Origin of the sequence: Micromonospora sp. NBC_00860, from assembly GCF_045207375.1 — a bacterium.
GTDB classification, from domain to species: Bacteria; Actinomycetota; Actinomycetes; order Mycobacteriales; family Micromonosporaceae; genus Micromonospora; species Micromonospora vinacea.
This window is the reverse complement of sequence record NZ_CP108825.1, coordinates 1,555,802-1,575,146: the sequence shown is the minus strand read 5'-3', so window position 1 is coordinate 1,575,146 and position 19,345 is coordinate 1,555,802. Positions and strand designations below refer to the sequence as shown.

The following is a 19,345-nucleotide window of genomic DNA, read 5'->3' as shown; positions in this document are numbered from 1 at the left end:
CGTCGGGCGGGGCTGTGCGGGCTGGTCTGCTCGGGCTGGTCAGGAGGCCGAGGGCTCGAACTCCTCGGGGAGCTTCGGGAAACGTTCGCCGACACTCTGTGCGGCGCCGGCGAACCTCGTCGGCCAGGCGTCCACGAGCGCGTCGTACGTCCAGCCGCCCTCGCGGTGCGCGGTCAGCGCCGCCTCCGGGTGGGTCCAGATCTGCAGGCGGTCCCCACCGACACCGATCACCTGCCCGGTCACCGAGGCCGCCGCGTCGGAGCCGAGGAACGCGACGAGCCCGGCCACGTCGTCCGCCGTGCCGAACCCCAGATCGTGTCGGAAGAACGCGGGCATCGGCTCGCCGTTCGCCTCGGCCCGCACCGCTGCGGCGAAGTAGGGGACGGTGGCGGTCATCGCGGTCGCGGCGACCGGAACGACGGTGTTGGCTGTGATGCCGGCCCGCTTGAGCTCAAGCGCCCAGGTCCGGACCATGCCGACGATGCCCGCCTTGGCGGCCGCGTAGTTGGTCTGGCCGAAGGTGCCCCGCTGCCCGGTGGGTGACCCGACGCAGATGATCCGCCCACCCTCGCCGGCCTGCCGCATGTGCTGCACCGCCTCACGCACGGTGGTGAAGGTGCCGCGCAGGTGCACGTTGATGACGGTGTCGAAGTCCTCGTCGCTCATCTTCCACAGCACCGTGTCGCGCAGGACGCCAGCGTTGGTGACGAGGATGTCCAGCCGCCCGAAGTGCTCGACCGCCGTGCTGACGAGTTCCTTCGCGGTCTCGGTCGGGCCTACCGGTGCGACCACCGCGACGGCCCGGCCGCCGGCTGCCTGGATCGCTGCCACGGCGGCGGCGGTAGCCTCGGCATCGACGTCGTTGACCACCACCGAGCCGCCCCGCCGCGCCAACTCCTGCGCGTAGGAGAGGCCGAGACCCCGCCCGGCCCCGGTGACGATGGCGACCTTGCCGTCCAGTGACATGAAGTGCTCCCTGTCGTCGATGCCGATCCGCGCACGAAGGCGGGGAGTAACACGCGCACGGGAAACGTAATGCAAAATTTGACCGGGCGTCAACGATCCGCCGTCTGTCTACATCAGACGGCGGGGCGGGGTGGAGCTGCTCAGCGCCCGGGAGACCACCCGGCCCGCGGCCTGGACCAACGGGGCCAAGGCCACCGGGTCCGCCCGGTCGTGGGCTACCACCAGCGAGATCGCCGCCACCACACCCTCCGGTACGCGGATCGGTGCGGCCACCGAGAGGGCGTCCATCGTGACCTGGCGGTCGCTGACCGCGTACCCGACCCGGCGCACCTCGGCGAGGTAGCTACGCAGCCGTTTCGGGTCGATGATGGTCAATTCGGTGTACCGCTCCAGCGGCGCGGCCAGCACCTGCTCCTGAACCTCGACGGGCGCGTGGGCGAGCAGGACCAGCCCGACGCCTGTGGCGTGCAGCGCGAAACGGCCACCCACCCGGGTGAGCACGGGCACCGCCTGGCGTCCGGCGATCCGTTCGATGAAGACGAGTTCGAGGTCCTGCCGGACGGCGAGCTGGACGTTCTCGTGGGTCACCTCGTACAGGTCCTCCATGACCGGCAGGGCCAACTCGCGCAGCCCCAGGCCCCTCGGGGCGAGCGAGCCCACCTCCCACAGCCGCAGACCGATCCGGTACCGCCCGTCGTCGCCGCGTTCCAGTGCCCCCCACGCGACCAGTTCCGCAGCCCGCCGGTACGCGGTGGGCAGGGGCAGCCCGGTACGACGGGCCAACTCGCTCAATGTCAACGCTGGGGTGGCCGGGCTGAACGCGTCGAGCAGCGCCAGCACCTTGCTCGTCACCGACCGTCCCGGTTCTGCGCGCACCCCGTCATCATCCTCGCCCGCGCCGGGCAGTCACAGCTCCAGCACGAGTCGGGGCGTACGGGCCCGGGAGACGCAGATCATCATGGTGTCCCCGGCGGCCCGTTCCTCCTCGGTGAGCAGGCTGTCGCGATGCTCCGGCACGCCGGCGAGCACCGGCGTCTCGCAGGTGCCGCAGGTGCCCTCCCGGCAGGACGAGAGGACCTGCACGCCGGCCTCCTCGACCGCCTGCAGGATCGGCGTGCCCGGCGGGACGGTCACCGTCCGCCCGGAAAGCGCGAGTTCGACCTCGATCGTCGTCTCTGGAGCGCCGGTGTCGCCCCGTGCGGTGAACCGCTCGACGTGCAGGCAGCCGGGTGGCCAGCCGCGGCAGTGCTCCTCGACCGCGGTTATCAGCGGTTCCGGGCCGCAGCAGTAGACGAGTCCGGTGCCGGGCCGACCCAGCAACCCGACCAGGTCGAGCAACCCGGTCTCGTCCTGCGGGTGCAGGCTCACCCGGTCGCCGTACTTCTCCCGCAGGGTGGTGGCGAAGGCCATGGTGGCGCGGCTGCGTCCGCCGTACACCAGCCGCCAGTCGGCGCCCGCGGCGTCGGCGGCGGCGACCATCGGTGCGATGGGGGTGATACCGATGCCACCAGCGACGAAGAGGTAACGCCGGGCCGCGACCAGCGGGAAGGTGTTGCGCGGCCCGCTCACCCGGACGGTCGCGCCGACGGTGAGCCGCTCGTGCACCAGCCGGGAGCCGCCGCGTCCGTTCGGTTCGCGCTGCACCGCGATCCGCAGGACGGACCGGTCCGCCGGGTCGCCGCAGAGGGAGTACTGACGGGCCAGCCCGGCGCTCATCTCCAGGTCGATGTGCGCGCCCGGCGTCCACTCGGGCAGGTCACCACCGTCCGCCCGACTCAGGCGGATCGCCACGACCTCGGCCGCCACCTGATCCCGGCCGGCGACCACCAGCTCCACACCGATCAGAACGTCCACTGTCACTCGCGCATCGCCAGCGTTCTCGGCGGTCCGGGCGCCGGCCCGGCCACGCCCTGATGGCCCTCCGGATGGGCGAGCAGCCACTCCCACAACTCGACCGGATCCTCGGCGAGGCGCTCGGCCCCGCAGTGGCAGATCCCGCGCAGGGTGTCGGTGCCCGGCACCCAGTGGATCCGGTAGACCCGATCCCCACCGAGGGCGCCTGCTCGGGTCCTCACCGCGCCGCTCCCACCGTCCCCGGCCCGACCATCCGGGCCAGCAGCCGCCGGGCGGCCAGACCGCCGGTGTCGATGTTGATGCTCAACTCCTGATACCTGTCCGGCTCGGTCGCGATCACCTGCTCCAGGATGTTGAGCGCGGTCACGTCCTGCATGACAACGGTGTGGTTGCTGTGGTGCAGGTACTCGCTGACCGACTCGTCGTCGATCGCGAAGTCGCGCGCCACGGCCCAGAAGTCATAGGTGGTGTGCTCGGTCGACGGGGTGATGGCGTACACGATCTCGGCGTGGAACGCTTCGCTGTCCTCGCCGTTGGCGGGCGGGTAGACACCCTGCGGTGCGATCCGGCTGTGCAGGAGGTAGAGGCAGGGCGGGTGGTACTCGATGTCCTGCCACCGGGTGATCCGGCCCTGGATCCCGGTCGAGCGCGCGTAGAACGGCGGGCACTGGGCGTCGTCCATGTGCCGACTGACGTAGACGATGCCCCGGTCCTCGTCCACCTCGGTGGTGATCGGAGTGTTCGCCACCTCCGGTGTACCGATGTAACCACCATGCAGGTAGGTCTCGTGGGACAGGTCCAGGAGGTTGTCCACCAGCAGGCCGTACCGCGCGTTCAGGGGCGCCATGCCCCGCACCACCGCGTAGCGCGGGTCGGCCAGCCACGGCGCGCGGGGAATCGCGGTCGGGTCGGCCCGGTCCAGGTCGCCGATCCAGACCCAGATGAAGGAGTCCTGTTCCACCACCGGGAACGAGGCCACCCGCGCGGTGCGCGGTATGCGCTGTTGACCGGGTACGAAGACACATGCGCCGGTCGGATCGTAGGTGAAGCCGTGGTAACCGCAGACGATCGTGTCGCCGTCGAGCCGGCTCTCCGACAGCGGGAAGCGCCGATGCACGCACCGGTCGGCGAGCGCCACCGCCTTCCCGGCGCCGGTGCGGTACAGCACCAACGGCTCACCGAGCACCGTACGAGCGAGCAGATCCCGCCCCACCTCACTGCCGTAGGCCGCCACATACCACTGGTTACGCGCGAATGTCATGCGACCGGACCTCCATGCAGACGGACGTCGATGGAGCCGGATCGTCCCGTGCGCTGTCCCCGCTGGGGAACCGGAGCTTTCACTGGATGAAAGGCCGGCCTCTCACGCCTGACGGTATGGCTGCCGTGCCGGCGGCGCGGCAGCCATACCGCGGGGTCACCTGTTCTGCTTCTCCTGGCACGGCACGCAGAAGCGGGCGTGCGGGAGGATCTCGAGCCGCTCGGCCGGGATGCTCCGGCCGCACCTCTGGCAGGCACCGTAGGTGCCGTCGCTGATCCGGCTCAGCGCACCGGTGATCTGCTCGATGTTCTGGCGGGTGGCCAGCAGCAGCGCAGCCTGGTTGTGGGCCTCGCCGGGGTCGCCGGTGTCCGCGTTGAGCTCGGTCAGTTCCCGCAGCCGAGCCGTCTGGGTGGCGAAGTCGTCCGCCAGGGACGCTCGCAGGTCAGCCAGCCAACTCTGGTCGGGAGTACGACGATGATCGACGCTCATGATCTGCCTTTCAAGGGGAATGGGCGGGAAAAACAAAAAGGGCCGAAGCTTGGATAGCTTCGCCCTGGCGGTCGTTCTGAGTATGCAACGACTCCGCGGGTGGGCCTCGGCCGGTTCGCACCGGGCTCGACTGTGTGTGCGTGGGCACGGTGTGCGGCGCGCGGACGACCGGCACCCGCATGTCGGCCTTGGGGCGGGTCGCCGTCGGCACGCGGACAGCACCGCCCACCGCCACCTCGGTGGCGGCGGGCGAGCGGAAGGTCACCGGCGGCATGCCCCCACCATAGAGCGACGTTGCCCCAATGCCAACGTCCCCGGTGGGGCCTCATTCCGGCCTCGAACTGCCGCTTTTCGCCGCAATAGGGCCGTTGCCCGAACCCGGTGGGCGCCCTTCGATATCGCAGCGAGGTCATCTTTTCGAGTCCTAGACTGCGGTGCGTGGCGGGGTCTCTGCCCTGCCTACCGGGGGGAGAGAATGCCATGCAATCTCAAGCGACACCGTCCGGGTCCCCGTCGACGACGCAACAACCCGACAAGGCTCACGGTGGCGCCAACCGCGACATGCCGCCGGAGTTGGGTTCGGACGCGGTCGGCATTTTCGAAGGCCGGACCTTCATGTTGTCCAATCCGGCCGGGGACGTGCCGGCCGACTCCATCGCTGGTCTGGTGCACGACGACACCCGCTATCTCAGCCGTTGGGAGTTGACAGTCGACGGGAAGGCTCCGCTCGTCCTCAGCGCGAACCCTGTTGATCCGTACTCGGCGGCCTTCTTTCTCGCGAACCCTGAAATCGAGGGCCTGGCGGCGAACCGGGTCGGCGTGCGACGGGAACGGTTCGTCGGCGACGGCATGCATGAGCGAATAACTGTGCAATATTTTGGTGCCGAGCCGGTCTCCGTGCGTCTGCGGTTGGATGTCGGCGCGGACTTCGCTGATCTGTTCGAGATAAAGGGAACGGGACGGAGCAGGCTGGCCGACATCCGGCGGACCCACCGGTCGGACGGCTCGGCGCTGCGTTTCTCCTACCAGAATTCGCACTGGTCGGCCGTCACCACGGTGGAGGCCGAGCCGCGTGCCGATCGGGTCGAGGGCGACGCACTGATCTGGGATGTGCACCTGGGGCGAGGTCAGACCTGGGGTTGTGAGCTGCGGGTGCTGCTGAACTGTCGGGGCAGGGACTACCAGCCGGCTATCCGCACCTTCGGCGAAGAGCAGGATCCCGGCGCTGACGACGCAGCCTGGCGGTGGAGGGCCAACAAGCCACACCTGAGCGCGGAATCAGACCTGTTGCGCGACGTGTACCACAAGTCGGCCAGTGACCTGGTGTCGATGCGGATCGCCAAGGAGATTCGGGGTGAGCAGGTCGTTCTGCTGGCCGCCGGTATGCCCTGGTTCCTGGCAGTCTTCGGACGGGACACTCTGATCACCGCCTACCAAAGCGTCAGCTGCGGACCCGACGTCGCCCGGGGCGCGCTGATCACTCTCGCCGCGCACCAGGGCACTGCCGTCGACGACTTCAGCGACGAGGAACCGGGAAAGATCCTCCACGAGTTCCGATCCGGCGAGCTGACGCAGCTCGGCATCATGCCCTACGGTCCGTGCTTTGGCTCGGCCGACACCACCCAGCTGTGGCTCATCCTGCTCTCCGAGTACTGGCGGTGGACGGGCGACGACGCGCTGGTCCGGCGGTTGCGGCCGAACGCCGACGCCGCGCTGCGGTGGATTGACAACTTCGGAGACCGCGACGGCGACGGATACGTCGAGTACGCCACCCGCTCCCCCGAAGGCATGCGCAACCACTGCTGGCGCGACTCACCGGACGGGGTCCAGTTCGCCGACAGCAGCCTTCCCACCCTGCCGGTCGCGACCTGTGAGATCCAGGGCTACACCTATGACGCGAAGCTGCGCGCCGCGCAACTCGCCGACGGCCCGTGGGCCGACCACGCACTGGCGCGACGGCTGCGTACCGAGGCCGCCGAGCTGCGCGAACGCTTCAACCGCGACTACTGGCTGCCTGCCCGCGGCGGCTACTACGCGATCGGCCTCGACGCCGACAAGCGCCCCATCGACTCGATGACCTCGAACATGGGCCACCTGCTGTGGAGCGGCATCGTCCCGCCGGATCGTGCCGCCGCGGTGGCCCGGCAGTTGATGTCTGACCAGATGTTCTCCGGCTGGGGTGTCCGGACCCTCTCCACCGAGGACGTGGGTTACAACCCCATCGGCTACCACCTCGGGACCGTGTGGCCACACGACAACTCGATCATCGCCGCCGGGCTCGCCCGGTACGGTCACCGCGACGCCGCGAACCGCATCGCGATGGCGATGCTGGAGGCCGCCGCCCAATTCGAGCACCGCCTGCCCGAAGCCATCTCCGGGTACGACCGTTCGCTCGGCCGACGACCCGTGCCGTACCCCACCGCCTGCAATCCCCAGGCCTGGGCCAGCGGTGCTCCCCTGCTGTTCCTGCGGACGATGCTCGGGCTCGACGTCAACGACGGGATCCTCGCCACCGATCCGCACGTTCCCGAGGCGCTGGGGAACATCCGGCTGACCGGGGTTGCCGTCCACGGTGCGCGGCAGACGGTCGAGGCGTCCGCGTCAGGGCCGAGTTTCTCGGCCTGAAACGCGGCGCTCGTCGTTCAGGCCGACCGGTGGTGGGACGGTCAGCTCGGGGTGAGGAGGCAGAACTCGTTGCCCTCCGGGTCGGCGAGCACCCTCCACGGGACGTCCTGGCCCAGGTCGACGGGGGTCGCGCCGAGACGCCGCAGCCGGGCCGCCTCGACCTCCGGGTCGTCACCGGGGTACGGGCGGACGTCGAGGTGGACGCGGTTCCATCCGCTCTTCACGTCGGGTGTACGGACGAACTCCAGATAGGGGCCGACGCCCTTGGCGGAGCGCAGTCGCGCACCCTTGTCGGTCACCTCGTGCACTGTCCAGTCCGTGGCCTCGCTCCAGAACCGGGCCATGGCTCGCGGATCCGCGCAGTCGACCACTACGGCGGCGATCGGTCCGGTGTCCCGGTAGAGCGGTCGGGGGTCCAGCACACAGAACTCGTTGCCCTCCGGGTCGGCCATGACCGTCCATGGCACGTCACCCTGGCCCACGTCGGCAGGTGTGGCGCCGAGATCCTTCAGGCGGGCCACCACCTGCGCCTGGTGGGCCGCCGAGGTGGTGGCGAGGTCCACGTGCACCCGGTTCTTCACCGTCTTGGGCTCCTGGGAGACGACGAGGTCGATGCAGACTGCGACGGGGTCGGGGTAGACGAAGCCCTCGGGTTCGAGGTTGGTCACGCCGGGTCCCTCACTGGAGACCTCCCAACCGAGCGCCTGCGCCCAGAACCCGCCCAACGCGGAGTCGTCCCGAGCCTTCATGTTGATCTGCACAAGCCGTGTAACCATGCCGGCGATGCTAGGGCTTACGCCCGCGTCTCGCTGACCGTCATCGCCGTCCACGCGCGCTACCGCCGGGTGTCGTCCGGAAGCTGCTCTTTTGTCAGGTGCAGCAGCCAACCCTCGCCGGTGCGGATGAGCGCGTACCGCCGGCGGCCGGCGCGGCCGTGCAGTGTGAACAGCATCCGCCGCTCGGTGCGATCGTGCTCCTCCCAGGTGCCGATGTCGGCGATCGACTTGTCGACGTCCTCGTAGGTGAGGTGATCGAGGTCGTGGTCGGGCACGGCGATCGCGAGCCGGTTGTCGCTGGGGCTGTCCGGCAGACCGCGCGGCACCGCCCACGAGCGCAGCACACCGTCCTCCTCGAGCCGCAGGTCGAAGTGCGGTCGCGGTTTACGGTGGTGGTGCAGGACGAAGGCGGGTGCCACTCCCCCATTGTCGGCGCCGGCCAACCCTCCCGCCTGTCGACGCGATCACCGCACGCAGTCAGCGGCTTTTTGCGTGGCACGCATATTTGCGTGCCACGCAACTAGTGCTAGCCTGGTGGCATGACGGGGCTACGGGAGCGCAAGAAGGCCGAGACGCGGGCGGCGCTCGGTTGGGCTGCGATCCACCTCACCGCTGAGCACGGCTACGACAACGTCCGCGTCGAGGACATCGCCGAGGCGGCTGGTGTCTCCCCGCGCACCTTCAACAACTACTTCTCCAGCAAGGCCGAGGCGATCGCCTCCCGCCACCTCGACCGCAGCCTGCGCACCGCCGCCGCGCTGCGCGAACGTCCCGCCGACGAGCCGCTCTGGGTGGCGCTCACCCAGGCCTCGCTGGAGCAGTTCACACGCGGCCCCGAGGTCGAGGCGATGCCCTCCCCCTCCCACGCCCAGTGGGTTGCCGGCGTACGCACAATGCTCGCCGAGCCCGCGCTACAGGGCGAACGGCTGCGCGCCACCGCCCTCGCCGAGGCCGAGCTTGCCGCCGCGGTCGCCGAGCGCACCGGCACCGACCTCGCCACCGACATGTATCCGAGGCTCGTCGCGGCCGCCGCCAGCGCCGCCGTCGCCGTCGCCATGCAGCACTATCTCGACAGTGCCGACCCACCCGCCCCGATCGAACGCCTCATCACCGACGCCTTCACCCAGGTCGCCGCCGGCCTCCCGGCCCCACCCCGCTGAAGCTCCGCCCTCTCGCAGGGCACCACCTCACCCACGTCTCCAGCCGCGTCCCACTCCCGCGGCGGGCCGGCCACGTGCCGCGTCTGCCGTGGCGATGACGCACACCCCGAAGGAATCAAGATCATGATCGATGTCGTCATCGTCGGAGCCGGCCCCAACGGCCTGATGCTCGCCTGCGAACTGGCCCTCGCCGGTGTGCACCCCGTCGTCCTCGAACGCCACGCCGCGCCCACCGGCGAGCCTCGCGCCAACGGCCTCGTGGGCCAGGTCGTCCGACTGCTCGACCGGCGCGGCCTCTACGCGCGGCTCAGCGGTGAGAGCACCCCGCCGACCCCTCAACCGGCCTTCACCTTCGGCGCTTTCCCGCTGGATCTCACGATGCTCGCCGAGAACCCGCACTACGTCCTCGGCGTGCCGCAAGCCCAACTCGAGGCCGGTCTCGCCGTCCGAGCCGCCGAGCTCGGAGTCGACCTTTGCCGCGGCCACGAGGTCGTCGACCTCCTCCAACGCCCCGACGCGGTCGAGGTCCACCTCGCCGACGGTACGCAGCTCACCAGTCGTTTCGTCGTCGGAGCCGACGGCGGGCGCAGCGCGGTGCGCCGCCTCGCCGGCATCGACTTTCCCGGTGTCACGAACGACCGGTCGATCTCCCGCACCGCCACCGTGACCGTGCCCGCGTCATTCCTCCACCCCGAGACGGGCGGCCTGCGCGTCCCCGGCTACTGCGTCGTCCCGCCGTTCCAGCACACCCGCACCGCGCGTGGCCTGATCGCCTGGGCCCCGTTCCCCGGCCGCCCGGCGATCCTGAGCACGACGGAGTGGCCCGACACGCCAACGAACGACGAGACCCCGATGAACCTGGCGGAGCTCCGCGCCAGCGTCACCCGGGTGCTCGGTACCGACATCCCCCTCGGCGCGCCGGACGGCCCCGGCCTGCTGCGGCGGCTGACCGGACGCAACACCCGCATCGCCGCCCGCTACCGCGCCGGCCGGGTGCTGCTGGTTGGCGACGCCGCGCACGTGCACCCAGCGATGGGCGGCCCCGGCCTCAACCTGGGCCTGCAGGACGCGGTCAACCTGGGTTGGAAGCTCGCCGCGACGGTGCGCGGCTGGGCACCGCAGGGTCTGCTCGACACGTACGAAAGCGAACGTCGTCCCGTCGCCGAACGGGTCGTCATGTCCACCCAGGCGCAGTCGGCCCTCATCGGCCCCGGCGACGAGATCAGCGGCTTGCGGGAACTCTTCGCCGAACTGCTGCGCAAGCCGGAGGTGACCGGGCACATCGCGGCCCTGATGTCCGGCGCGGACATCAGCTACCCCGCCGACCCCACCGACCCGTTGGCCGGCCGCTGCGCCCCCGACGTGGTCGTGCAGACCGACCACGGCGCGACACGCCTCGCCGAGCTGACCCGCACCGCCCGCCCACTGCTACTGGACTCCACGGGCTCCTATGCCGGGATCGCCGCACCATGGCGAGACCGGGTCGACGTGGTCGCCGGTTCACTGGAGGGCACGACGGCGACCGCGTTGCTCGTACGCCCCGACTGCTTCATCGCCTGGTCCGCCGGGGACGCCGCCACGCTGCGCGCCTCGCTCGCCCACCACTTCGGCCTTCCACGATGACCATGAGACAATTCCGGTCCGGCCCTCGTCAGCGTGTCTTCGCGTACGCCTTCCAGTCCTCAAGCGGAGTGAACGGAACCGCTGCCGGCCGCTGTGCCGTCGTCGTCAGCTCGATCCGCTGGCCTTCCACCGCGGACCGGAGCAGGCTGGTCATCGTTTCGAGGACGTGCAGTGCGACGTCGCCTCCGGCGCGCGACGGACGCTGATCGTCGGCCCTGACAAGGTCGAGCAGACCGATGCCCCGGGAACCCTCGGCGTAGCCGGCCCGCGGTTCGAGGGCGCGCCATTCGGTGCCGCCGAGCGCGAAGAGGCGGACCTCGCCGTCGAAGTAGTTCGGGTCGGGTACGGCGAGCGTGCCGGTCTCTCCGTGCACCTCGATCGGTGCGGCCGTCGTCTTGACGCCGTCGAAGCTCGTCGTGATGGTGGAGAGCGCACCGTTGGCGTGTTCGAGGACGCCGGTGAGGTGGGTGTCCACCCCCACCGGGATCCGCTGGCCGGTGCGCGGGCCCGAGCCGATGACGCGCTCGGCGCGCAGGCGGCTGGCGGCTCCGGTCACCGCCCGGACCGGCCCGAGCAGGTGGATGAGCGCCGAGATGTAGTACGGCCCCATGTCCAGCATCGGGCCGCCACCCGGGGCGTAGTAGAAGTCGGGGTTGGGATGCCAGCGTTCGTGCCCCGGAGTGACCATGACGGCCGACGCGGACATCGGGCGTCCGATGAGCCCTCCGTCGATCGCCGCCCGCGCCGTCTGCGTACCCGTACCCAGGACGGTGTCCGGCGCGCACCCGACGCGGACGCCGGCCGAAGCGGCCCGTTCGATGATCGAGCGGCCGTCCGAAAACGTCACGGCGAGCGGCTTCTCGACGTACACGTTCTTGCCGGCGTCGATCGCACCCAGCGAGATGTCCGCGTGCGCCGCGGGGATGGTGAGGTTGAGCACCGTCTGCACGTCCGGACGGGCCAGCAGGCGCTCGACGCTCATCGCCTCGGCTCCGGGAATCGTGGCCGCGACCGCGGCCGACCGGGAGGCGTCGAGGTCGGCCACCGCGGCGATGCTCACCTCGGGGTGGTCCGCGAGTGTGTCCAGGTAGGCGCGGGAGATGACCCCGAGACCTACGACGCCGACGCGGTGCGGGTCGCCCACACCATTCCCCTCTCGATGACGGTACGGACGCCCGCGTGTTCCAGCACGTCGAGGCTGTGCCCGGGGGTCGTCACGACGATGCGTCCGGCACCCCACAGTCGGGTCCAGATCGCCGGCGAGGTGACCGGACGGTGCCACGGGTGCCACGCCTGGGTCGGGTGGGTGGTGACGGCCAGTACGTCGATCAGGTCGTCGTGCAGCACCCAGTACTGCTCGGTGACCAGGTCGAAGTCCTCGATGCCCGCGGTGATCGGGTGCTCCCGGCCGAGGTCGGTGATGCGCACCGTGTGCGGCAGGAAGTTGTCCTCCGGGCCGCCGTGACGCTCACACGGCTCTTTACCCGGATGGGTCGCGAACTGGCCGCCCACCAGGTGCAGGTATTCCGATGACGCGCGGAACGAGTCCACGATGCCGCCGTGCCAGCCGGTGAAGCCCGTACCGGCGATGACCGCCGCGCTGAGGCCCGCCACCTGATCGGCGGTGATCTGCGACATCGTCATGCACTGCACGACGAGGTCGGTCTCGGCCATCTCGGCGGCGTCGGCGTAGATCTCCGGCGACTCTTCGACCCGCACTGCATAGCCGCTACCTTCGAGGAAGGGGAGGAACAGTTCGGTCGCCTTGACCGGCTGGTGACCCTCCCAACCGCCCCGAACCACCAATGCTCTGCGCTGCGCCACCCTCGCTCCCTCCCACGGCTCCCGTCGCCACCAGGCTGGCCGCTTCCGCTCCGGCGACGTGCCGCCGATGCCCATGCGTGTCGAGCACCAAAACCGTACCCGTCGTCGCCGACAAAGCCGACGGACGTCGGGCTTGCGGATTCCACTGTGCCCGGGCTGCTCGGGCCGCACCACGAACGACGCCGACGCTGGACCGGCGCGGGGGTTCCGGGCCGGCCGGGTTGAATCAACCGCTTCGGCGGTTACCCCACTGGCGAGGGCTCTGGACCGAGCCCCGGCCGCCGAGGTGCTGACCCTTTCCATGCGGTTGAGGCGAGGCCACCTTGCCCTTCGCCCGTCGGGCGGCCCGATTCGCGGGAACGGCAGGCGGGTCGGTCTCGGTCTCGGCCGCTGTCGAGGTGTCGGCATCCACCGCGGGGGCGTCTTGGGCGGGCTCAGGCTCCGGCATCGGGTTCTCCTTGGATCTGGTGGGTCCTACGGGCCATCGACGGCCGCCGGACGCGGACTGGTCGACGCCGGGGTGCGTGCCTTGACGGTAGCGCAACGCCAGGCCGAGGCGAGTGTTCCCCCGCTCCGATGGGACAGCCGTTACCTGCTGCCTGCCGGCGCGGACCGAACCCCCGGGCCGCGACGCATCGCCGCAACTGGATACTTCTTCTCGCCCGATCCGATGGGCGCCCGTGCCGAAGCTCGCCATGGTCGCGCGACGAGAGTTACGGCCCAGTATGCGGAGGTGGGTATTGGGCCGTCCGGAGAAGCCGGTGGACCCCACGGCAGGCCCGGTGCAACGGTTGGCGTGGCAGCTACGACAGTTGCGAGAGCACGCGGGCAACCCGAGCTATCGGCTCCTGGCTCGGCGCGCGCACTACTCGGCAAGCACGTTGGCGGACGCGGCGAAGGGTGATCGGCTGCCGTCGCTGGAGGTAACGCTCGGGTATGTCCAGGCCTGCGGCGGGGACCCGGCCGAGTGGCGGGCACGGTGGTCGGCCATCGCCGAAGCAGCGGTCGCCTCCCGCGCCACCGACACCACCGCGCAGTCCTGCCCGTACCAGGGGCTGACGGCATTCCAGCCCGAGCAGGCGGAGCTGTTCTTCGGCCGTACGGAGCTGGTCGAACGGCTGCTGGCACGGGCCGATCGGCGGTGCCTGACCGCTGTCGTCGGGGCTTCCGGAAGCGGCAAGTCCTCGTTGCTGCGGGCCGGTCTGCTGGGAGCCATCACCGCCGACCGTGGGCTCGCGCAGCGGTGGCAGACGATGTTGTTGACGCCGACCGAACGCCCGCTGGAGGCGTTGGCCGCCGAGGTCGCGAAGTTGACCGGCCAGGATGCCCCAGAGATCCGGAAGAACCTGGCGGCGGATGCGGCCACGCTCGACATCGCGGTGCGGAGCGCACTGGCGGGCGGCCCGCCGCAGGCCCGCGCGCTGCTGGTGGTGGACCAGTTCGAGGAGGTGTTCACACTCTGCCCCGACAAGGCGGAGCGCCGCCGGTTCATCGAGGCGCTGCTGGACGCCGCGCACGGGCCCGACCGCCGCACCACAGTGGTGCTCGGGGTACGGGCCGACTTCCTCGCCCACCTCCTGCAGTATCCGAACCTCGCCGCCGCGCTGGACGACGAGGCTTACCTCCTGGTGCGGCCGGTGAGCTCCACCGACCTGCGGGACATCATCATCCGGCCCGCCGCCCAGGTCGGCATGGGCGTCGACGCCGACCTGGTCAGCACGGTGCTCGCCGATGCCGCCGACGAGCCGGGCGCGTTGCCGCTCGTCTCGCACGCGCTCCTCGAGACGTGGCAGCGACGCACCGGGGAGACCCTCACCCTGACGGCCTATCAGGCGAGCGGCGGTGTGCGCGGGGCGATCGCCCAGACCGCCGAGCGGGCCTATGGCGACTTCGGGTCAGCCGAGCAACAAGCCGCTCGCCGGGTCTTCCTGCGGCTCACCGCATTGGGCGACGGCACCGAGGACACCCGGCGGCGCATCATGCGTACCGAACTCGACGGTATCGCCGACGAGGCTGTCACCGCCCGAGTTCTGGACCAGCTGGCCGAATCCCGTCTGGTGGTCATGGGCGACGGCACTGTCGAGGTGGCCCATGAGGCACTCATCCGGGCCTGGCCGCGGCTACACCGATGGCTGACCGATGGTCGCGCGAACCTGCTGATCCACCGGCGACTCACCGAAGCCGCGCACACCTGGTCGACGCTCCACCGTGATGCCGGAGCCCTGTACCGGGGAACCCAACTCCTGGGCGCGCAGGCCCTGGCCGAGGACCATCCGGAGGAGCTCAACGAACTCGAAAGCTCTTTCCTGCACGCCAGCTCCGCTCTCGCCGAATCCGAGCAGAACGCCGCCCGGCGTCAGGCCCGCCTGTTCAAGCGCTTCGTCGCGGGCATATCCACGCTGCTCGTCCTCGCCCTGTTGGGTGGCGGCGTCGCGGTACGACAACGCCAGGACACCCGCCGACAGCAGGTGGCCACACTCTCTGGTGAACTGTCGCTGCAAGCCCGATCCCTGCTCGCCACCGATCCCGACCTGGCCGGCCTGCTGGCCGTCGAGGCGGACAACTTCAACTCGAACACCGAGACCCAGGGCAGCGTACTCAGCGCAGCGGCCGCGCCTCGCCGCACCGAGCTCAACGTCGGCGGGCCGTCCATCTACACGGTCGCGTTCAACCCGGACCATTCCCTGTTGGCCTCCGCGGCCGGCGACGGCACCATCGGATTGTGGGACCCCACCCTCGGCACGCGGCTCGCCACCCTCTCCGGCCACACCGGTCGGACCGCCGACCTGGCCTTCGCCGACCGCGGAAGGCTGCTCGCCTCCGTCGGGATCGACAGGTCCATCATCATCTGGGACGTAGCGACGCGCCAACAGAAGACCCGGTTGACGGAGAACAACCTCGGGTCGGGCATGGCCTTCAGCCCCGACGGGACCAAGCTCGCCGTCGGCCTCACCGGCGGCCCTGACGCGACTGCCGGCCGTGCCGGCGACATCGCCCTCTACGATCTGCGGACCACAACTCGCACCCTTCTCCGCGAGCACCGGAGTCCGGTCCGATCTCTCACGTTCAGCCACGACGGCGCGATCCTTGTCTCCAGCGACGGGGTGGAGCACCCGGCCGCTTGGCGTGTGGCGACCGGCACGGTGTTCGCCAGACTGCCCGCCGAGCATGTCTTCTCGGTCGCCTTTGGTCCCTCGGGGTATGTCCTCGCGGGTTCCGCCGACGACCGCGGGGTGTACCTGTGGGATCTTGCGGGCGGCCAGCCCGTCCGCCTTCCGCCGCTACCGCTGGCCGGCCGCTACGCATGGACGATCTCCGCGCCCACCGACAGCATGCTCGCCGTGGCCGACGAGAACGGCGCGATCACCATCTGGGACGTGCGACGCCGCGAGTCCCTGCAGACCTTTCAGGACCGGGGCCGCACCGAGACGGTGTCCGTCGCCCTGAGCCGGGACGGGGCGATGCTCGCCTCCGCCGGCTTCAACGGAACCATCGTGCTCCACAGTCTGGAGGACGCCCCGTTCAGTGGTTTCGCGGCCCAGGTCAAGGACCTGAAGATCAGCCCGGACGGCAGCCGTGTCGCCTCGGCGGGCAGCGACGGCACCGTCCGCATCTGGGACACCGACGGTAGACAGGTGGCAGCCCTCGCCGGGCACGCAGACGAGGTGCAGGCCGTGGCATTCAGCCCCGACGGGCTCCGGCTCGCCGCCGTGACCCGGAACAACATCATCACGATCTGGGATCTCCACCGTCGACGACACGCCACCCGACCGATCGTGTCCAAGGGAATCGGTGCGTCCACGGACGTCGCCTTCGATCCTGGTGGCCGTCTCGTCGCAGCCGCCACGCTCGGCCCCTTCATCTGGGATGTCGGCGACATCAACGACCCGACCGACATCACGGCCAGGTTCCCGGCGCAGATCGTCACGTCGCTGGCCTTCAGCCCGGACGGCCGCCGCCTCCTGGGCGCGAGCGTGGGCGGCTTCGTCAACACGTGGGACGTCGCCACCGGCAAACTCCTCAGCCGAGTGAAGAGTCAGCAGGGCACAGTGCAGGACATCGCGGTCAGCCCGGACGGAGCTCTGCTCGCGACCGCCGGCGACAGCCGTACCGTCAAGCTCTGGGACGCCGCGACCGGCAGCGAACTCGCCGTTCTGCACGGCCACACCGCGCCCGTCCAGGTCCTTGCCTTCAGCCGTGACGGCCGCAGGATCGCGTCCGCTGGCGACGACCGCACCGTCGTCGTCTGGGACACCGTCACCCGGCAACGCGTCGCGACCCTCAGCGGCCATGGCGCGAGAGTTCGCGGGCTCGCCTTCACTGCCGCCGGAACTCTCATCTCCGGCGCCGAGGACGGCCGAATCGTCAGCTGGTCGTTCGATCTCCGCGCCGCCAGGGCCCAGATCTGCGCCGCCGTCGGCCGCGAGCTGACCCGGCAGGAGTGGGCGACGCACATCCCCTCAGAGCCGTACGACCCCTCCTGCGGTGCGCCGCCAAGCCGCTGACTGAGCTGCGCAGACATCCGACGGATTGTCCGACGTTGTTTGTCCGGCGCCGCCGCCCTGTCGGACAACCTCGCCCCGAACCAGCCTGACTCCAGGACACGAGCCGTGCGGCGGGTGTCCGCCGAGGAGTCCGACTGCCCGGGGAGCAGCCCGACGGGGGCCCCGGGCACCGGACGACACTGCGATGAAGGAGAACTCGATGAAGCGTTTGGCAGCACTGCTCGCATTGCTCATGACCGTGCTCGCGGGCACGCTCGTCGCCGCCAGCCCCGCCCACGCTCGCAGCCAGCCGGAATGCGAGTCCTACACCGTCGTCAGCAACCAGGCGGGTTATCAGGTCGCCGCACCGATCGGCAGGTACGGCGTCCTGCCGTGCTCGCTGGTCTGGGGCGACGCCGGGCCGGGCACTGTGGCCCTTCAGTGGGCCCTGAACGACTGCTACCTCGCACCCGCCGGCAAGGCGCTGCTCAGCGATGACGGGGCGTTCGGTCAACTGACCTTCAACGCGCTGAAGTTCGCCCAGAGCAAGGCGGGCATCACCGCGGACGGCCAGTTCGGACCGCAGTCACGCGCCTCCCTGAAGTTCCCCGCCCACACGGGCGGAACCTACGGAACCCCTACCTGTGCCCGCCTCGGCCGTCCGCTGCCGTAACTGCCGCTGGATAGGCCCGCCGGCGGTGACAGCGCAAACGCTGTCACCGCCGGCTCGCCGATCACCACGCGCCGATCGTCCTGGAGAACCGGTCGTCAGGTCGGAACGACAGTCAGACGGCCGTGCGGGACCACTGCTGGTTGGTGCCGGTGTTGCACGAGTACTGCTTGAGGACAACGCCGTCCGCGGTCGCCGCTGCCGGCACGTCGACGCATTTGTTGCTGTGTCGTGCCCGGAGCTGGAAGTAGCCGCCGTTGGCGACCATCTGGAACTGCTGGTTGGCTCCGGTGCCGCAGGTGTACTGGACGAGTTCCGCGCCGTCTGCGGTCGACGCGCTCACCACGTCGAGGCACTTTCCGCTGTTTCGGCTGATGATGCGCCAGTAGCCGCTGCCGGCGTCCTGGAACTGCCACTGCTGCCACGCACCACCGCCGTACGTGTACTGACCCACGCGCGCACCGTTGTCCGTGTTCGGCTGCTGGACGTCCATGGCCTTGCCGCTGTGCCGCACGTTGATCCGGTAGTACGTTCCCGTCGACGGCGGAGGCGTCGTCGGGTCGCCGCCGATGGCGTCGCCCCACGCGTACCGGATCCGGTCCGCGCCGGAGGTGTTGCGGACGGTCAGGTTGAGGTCGGTGCCGCTGCCGCCGAGGGCGAACATCGAGTACCAGTCGTAGCCGATGCTGCCGGTCTTGCCGCCGAGGGCGGGCCAGTAGGTGCCACCCATCTGGTTGTCGCGCATGACCTGGGCCATGGCGCGGATGTAGCGCACGAAGTTGTCGGTGCTGCCCGCGTCGGCGTAGTTGCGGCCGTCGTTCATGGGCGCGCCGAACTCGGTGGCGACCGCGCGGGAGGCGCAGTTGCCGAGGCGGGCCTGGATGTGGCTGCGGAAGGCGTCGTAGGTCATCGCGCCGTAGAAGAAGGCGTAGTAGTGGAAGGACAGCAGCGTCGCGTTGAACCGGCTGTCGTTGCAGATGTCGCGCAGGTCCTGGCTGAAGCCGGTGCCGCCGATCAGCACCCGGCCGGGCACCGCCGAGTAGTGGTAGCTGAGCCAGTTCGCCGCGACGGTGCGCCACTCCGCCGAGCTGTAGCCGTGCGGCTCGTTCATCGGCTCGAAGTACACGTTCGTGTTCGAGCCGTACGTGTTGGTCACCGTGGACCACATCGCATTCCACGCGGCGAGGTTGGTGATCCTGCCACCGGAGGCGGCGCCGTCCTCCCAGTAGGCGAGGATGACCTTGAAGCCGCGGGCGGTGGCCGCGTCGATGGCGCCGCGGTACGCCTCCCACCAGGCCGTCCCCACCGTGTGGGTGTTGATCGGCAGTCGGACGGTGTTGACCCCCATTGTGGACGCCATGTCGTCGTAGAGCGCATTGGCCTTGGCCCGCACGGTTGCGTTGCTGTCGGACATGCTCAGGCCCTGCACGACGAGCGGACTGGTCTTGAAGTTGTCACCCAACATGGCCCAGTTCATGCCTCGGAACTGGTTGGTGGCGGCGGTGGCCGGCGACGACGCGACGGCGACGATGCCAACCATCGCCGTCAACGCGGCCACCAGGGCGGAGAGCACCCGTCGATGTAGTGCCACAGTCGAAACTCCTTGGACAGGG

At 70.1% G+C, this 19,345-nt stretch carries 16 protein-coding genes; 5 read left to right on the top strand and 11 right to left on the bottom strand.

The window, feature by feature from the left end; all coding sequences use genetic code 11:
* Nucleotides 1–39: 39 nt before the first annotated feature.
* The 6 genes from OH804_RS07125 to OH804_RS07100 form a co-directional block, all read right to left on the bottom strand.
* Complete coding sequence (locus tag OH804_RS07125; RefSeq protein WP_406063677.1) at nucleotides 40–966, bottom strand: SDR family oxidoreductase; 927 nt, start codon at nucleotides 964–966, stop codon at nucleotides 40–42.
* 108 nt (nucleotides 967–1,074) lie between these two features.
* Nucleotides 1,075–1,842 carry an IclR family transcriptional regulator gene (locus tag OH804_RS07120; RefSeq protein WP_406063676.1) on the bottom strand — a complete coding sequence of 256 codons (768 nt, stop codon included), beginning with the start codon at nucleotides 1,840–1,842 and terminating at the stop codon, nucleotides 1,075–1,077.
* A 30-nt stretch (nucleotides 1,843–1,872) separates the two neighbouring features.
* On the bottom strand, nucleotides 1,873–2,826 hold the full coding sequence (locus OH804_RS07115) for a PDR/VanB family oxidoreductase (protein ID WP_406063674.1): 954 nt from the start codon (nucleotides 2,824–2,826) through the stop codon (nucleotides 1,873–1,875).
* The gene (locus tag OH804_RS07110) at nucleotides 2,823–3,041 is read right to left on the bottom strand and encodes a hypothetical protein (protein WP_196923876.1); all 219 of its coding nucleotides are present in this window, start codon (nucleotides 3,039–3,041) and stop codon (nucleotides 2,823–2,825) included. Before OH804_RS07110 ends, OH804_RS07115 begins: the two co-directional genes overlap by 4 nt.
* Nucleotides 3,038–4,081 carry a Rieske 2Fe-2S domain-containing protein gene (locus tag OH804_RS07105; protein ID WP_406063671.1) on the bottom strand — a complete coding sequence of 348 codons (1,044 nt, stop codon included), beginning with the start codon at nucleotides 4,079–4,081 and terminating at the stop codon, nucleotides 3,038–3,040. Before OH804_RS07105 ends, OH804_RS07110 begins: the two co-directional genes overlap by 4 nt.
* A 156-nt stretch (nucleotides 4,082–4,237) precedes the next feature.
* Entirely contained in the window at nucleotides 4,238–4,570 is a 333-nt protein-coding gene (locus OH804_RS07100) for a TraR/DksA C4-type zinc finger protein (protein ID WP_196923878.1), read from the bottom strand.
* A 480-nt stretch (nucleotides 4,571–5,050) separates the two neighbouring features.
* Between OH804_RS07100 and OH804_RS07095 the strand changes: the two genes are divergently transcribed.
* Nucleotides 5,051–7,195 carry a glycogen debranching N-terminal domain-containing protein gene (locus tag OH804_RS07095; RefSeq protein WP_406063669.1) on the top strand — a complete coding sequence of 715 codons (2,145 nt, stop codon included), beginning with the start codon at nucleotides 5,051–5,053 and terminating at the stop codon, nucleotides 7,193–7,195.
* 41 nt (nucleotides 7,196–7,236) lie between these two features.
* On the opposite strand, the gene OH804_RS07090 is transcribed toward OH804_RS07095, so the two are convergent.
* Together OH804_RS07090 and OH804_RS07085 are read right to left on the bottom strand one after the other, a co-directional pair.
* Nucleotides 7,237–7,971 carry a VOC family protein gene (locus OH804_RS07090; protein ID WP_406063667.1) on the bottom strand — a complete coding sequence of 245 codons (735 nt, stop codon included), beginning with the start codon at nucleotides 7,969–7,971 and terminating at the stop codon, nucleotides 7,237–7,239.
* A gap of 59 nt (nucleotides 7,972–8,030) precedes the next feature.
* Nucleotides 8,031–8,390, bottom strand: a complete 360-nt coding sequence (locus OH804_RS07085) for a DNA polymerase ligase N-terminal domain-containing protein (protein ID WP_406063665.1) — start codon at nucleotides 8,388–8,390, stop codon at nucleotides 8,031–8,033.
* Nucleotides 8,391–8,510: 120 nt separating this feature from the next.
* Between OH804_RS07085 and OH804_RS07080 the strand changes: the two genes are divergently transcribed.
* Together OH804_RS07080 and OH804_RS07075 are read left to right on the top strand one after the other, a co-directional pair.
* Complete coding sequence (locus OH804_RS07080; protein ID WP_112583497.1) at nucleotides 8,511–9,131, top strand: TetR family transcriptional regulator; 621 nt, start codon at nucleotides 8,511–8,513, stop codon at nucleotides 9,129–9,131.
* Nucleotides 9,132–9,254: 123 nt separating this feature from the next.
* Entirely contained in the window at nucleotides 9,255–10,754 is a 1,500-nt protein-coding gene (locus OH804_RS07075; RefSeq protein ID WP_406063663.1) for an FAD-dependent monooxygenase, read from the top strand.
* Between the two features lie 28 nt (nucleotides 10,755–10,782).
* Here OH804_RS07075 and OH804_RS07070 read toward each other — a convergent pair whose 3' ends face one another.
* Entirely contained in the window at nucleotides 10,783–11,898 is a 1,116-nt protein-coding gene (locus OH804_RS07070) for a Gfo/Idh/MocA family protein (RefSeq protein WP_406063661.1), read from the bottom strand.
* Entirely contained in the window at nucleotides 11,868–12,578 is a 711-nt protein-coding gene (locus OH804_RS07065) for a ThuA domain-containing protein (protein WP_406063659.1), read from the bottom strand. Before OH804_RS07065 ends, OH804_RS07070 begins: the two co-directional genes overlap by 31 nt.
* A gap of 761 nt (nucleotides 12,579–13,339) precedes the next feature.
* Between OH804_RS07065 and OH804_RS07060 the strand changes: the two genes are divergently transcribed.
* Complete coding sequence (locus OH804_RS07060; RefSeq protein WP_406063657.1) at nucleotides 13,340–17,083, top strand: helix-turn-helix domain-containing protein; 3,744 nt, start codon at nucleotides 13,340–13,342, stop codon at nucleotides 17,081–17,083.
* Between the two features lie 199 nt (nucleotides 17,084–17,282).
* Nucleotides 17,283–17,735 (top strand): peptidoglycan-binding domain-containing protein, encoded by a 453-nt coding sequence (locus tag OH804_RS07055; RefSeq protein WP_406063655.1) that lies wholly within the window; start codon nucleotides 17,283–17,285, stop codon nucleotides 17,733–17,735.
* 112 nt (nucleotides 17,736–17,847) lie between these two features.
* Here the strand turns inward: OH804_RS07055 and OH804_RS07050 are convergent, their stop codons facing one another.
* Complete coding sequence (locus OH804_RS07050) at nucleotides 17,848–19,323, bottom strand: RICIN domain-containing protein (protein ID WP_406063653.1); 1,476 nt, start codon at nucleotides 19,321–19,323, stop codon at nucleotides 17,848–17,850.
* Nucleotides 19,324–19,345: the final 22 nt, after the last annotated feature.

Bases quoted from the DNA above. Each gene is read 5' to 3' on its own strand.
- OH804_RS07075 (WP_406063663.1), top strand. From the start codon at position 9,255: ATGATCGATGTCGTCATCGTCGGAGCCGGCCCCAACGGCCTGATGCTC.
- OH804_RS07090 (WP_406063667.1), bottom strand. From the start codon at position 7,971: ATGGTTACACGGCTTGTGCAGATCAACATGAAGGCTCGGGACGACTCC.
- OH804_RS07095 (WP_406063669.1), top strand. From the start codon at position 5,051: ATGCAATCTCAAGCGACACCGTCCGGGTCCCCGTCGACGACGCAACAA.
- OH804_RS07055 (WP_406063655.1), top strand. From the start codon at position 17,283: ATGAAGCGTTTGGCAGCACTGCTCGCATTGCTCATGACCGTGCTCGCG.
- OH804_RS07100 (WP_196923878.1), bottom strand. From the start codon at position 4,570: ATGAGCGTCGATCATCGTCGTACTCCCGACCAGAGTTGGCTGGCTGAC.
- OH804_RS07080 (WP_112583497.1), top strand. From the start codon at position 8,511: ATGACGGGGCTACGGGAGCGCAAGAAGGCCGAGACGCGGGCGGCGCTC.
- OH804_RS07105 (WP_406063671.1), bottom strand. From the start codon at position 4,081: ATGACATTCGCGCGTAACCAGTGGTATGTGGCGGCCTACGGCAGTGAG.
- OH804_RS07125 (WP_406063677.1), bottom strand. From the start codon at position 966: ATGTCACTGGACGGCAAGGTCGCCATCGTCACCGGGGCCGGGCGGGGT.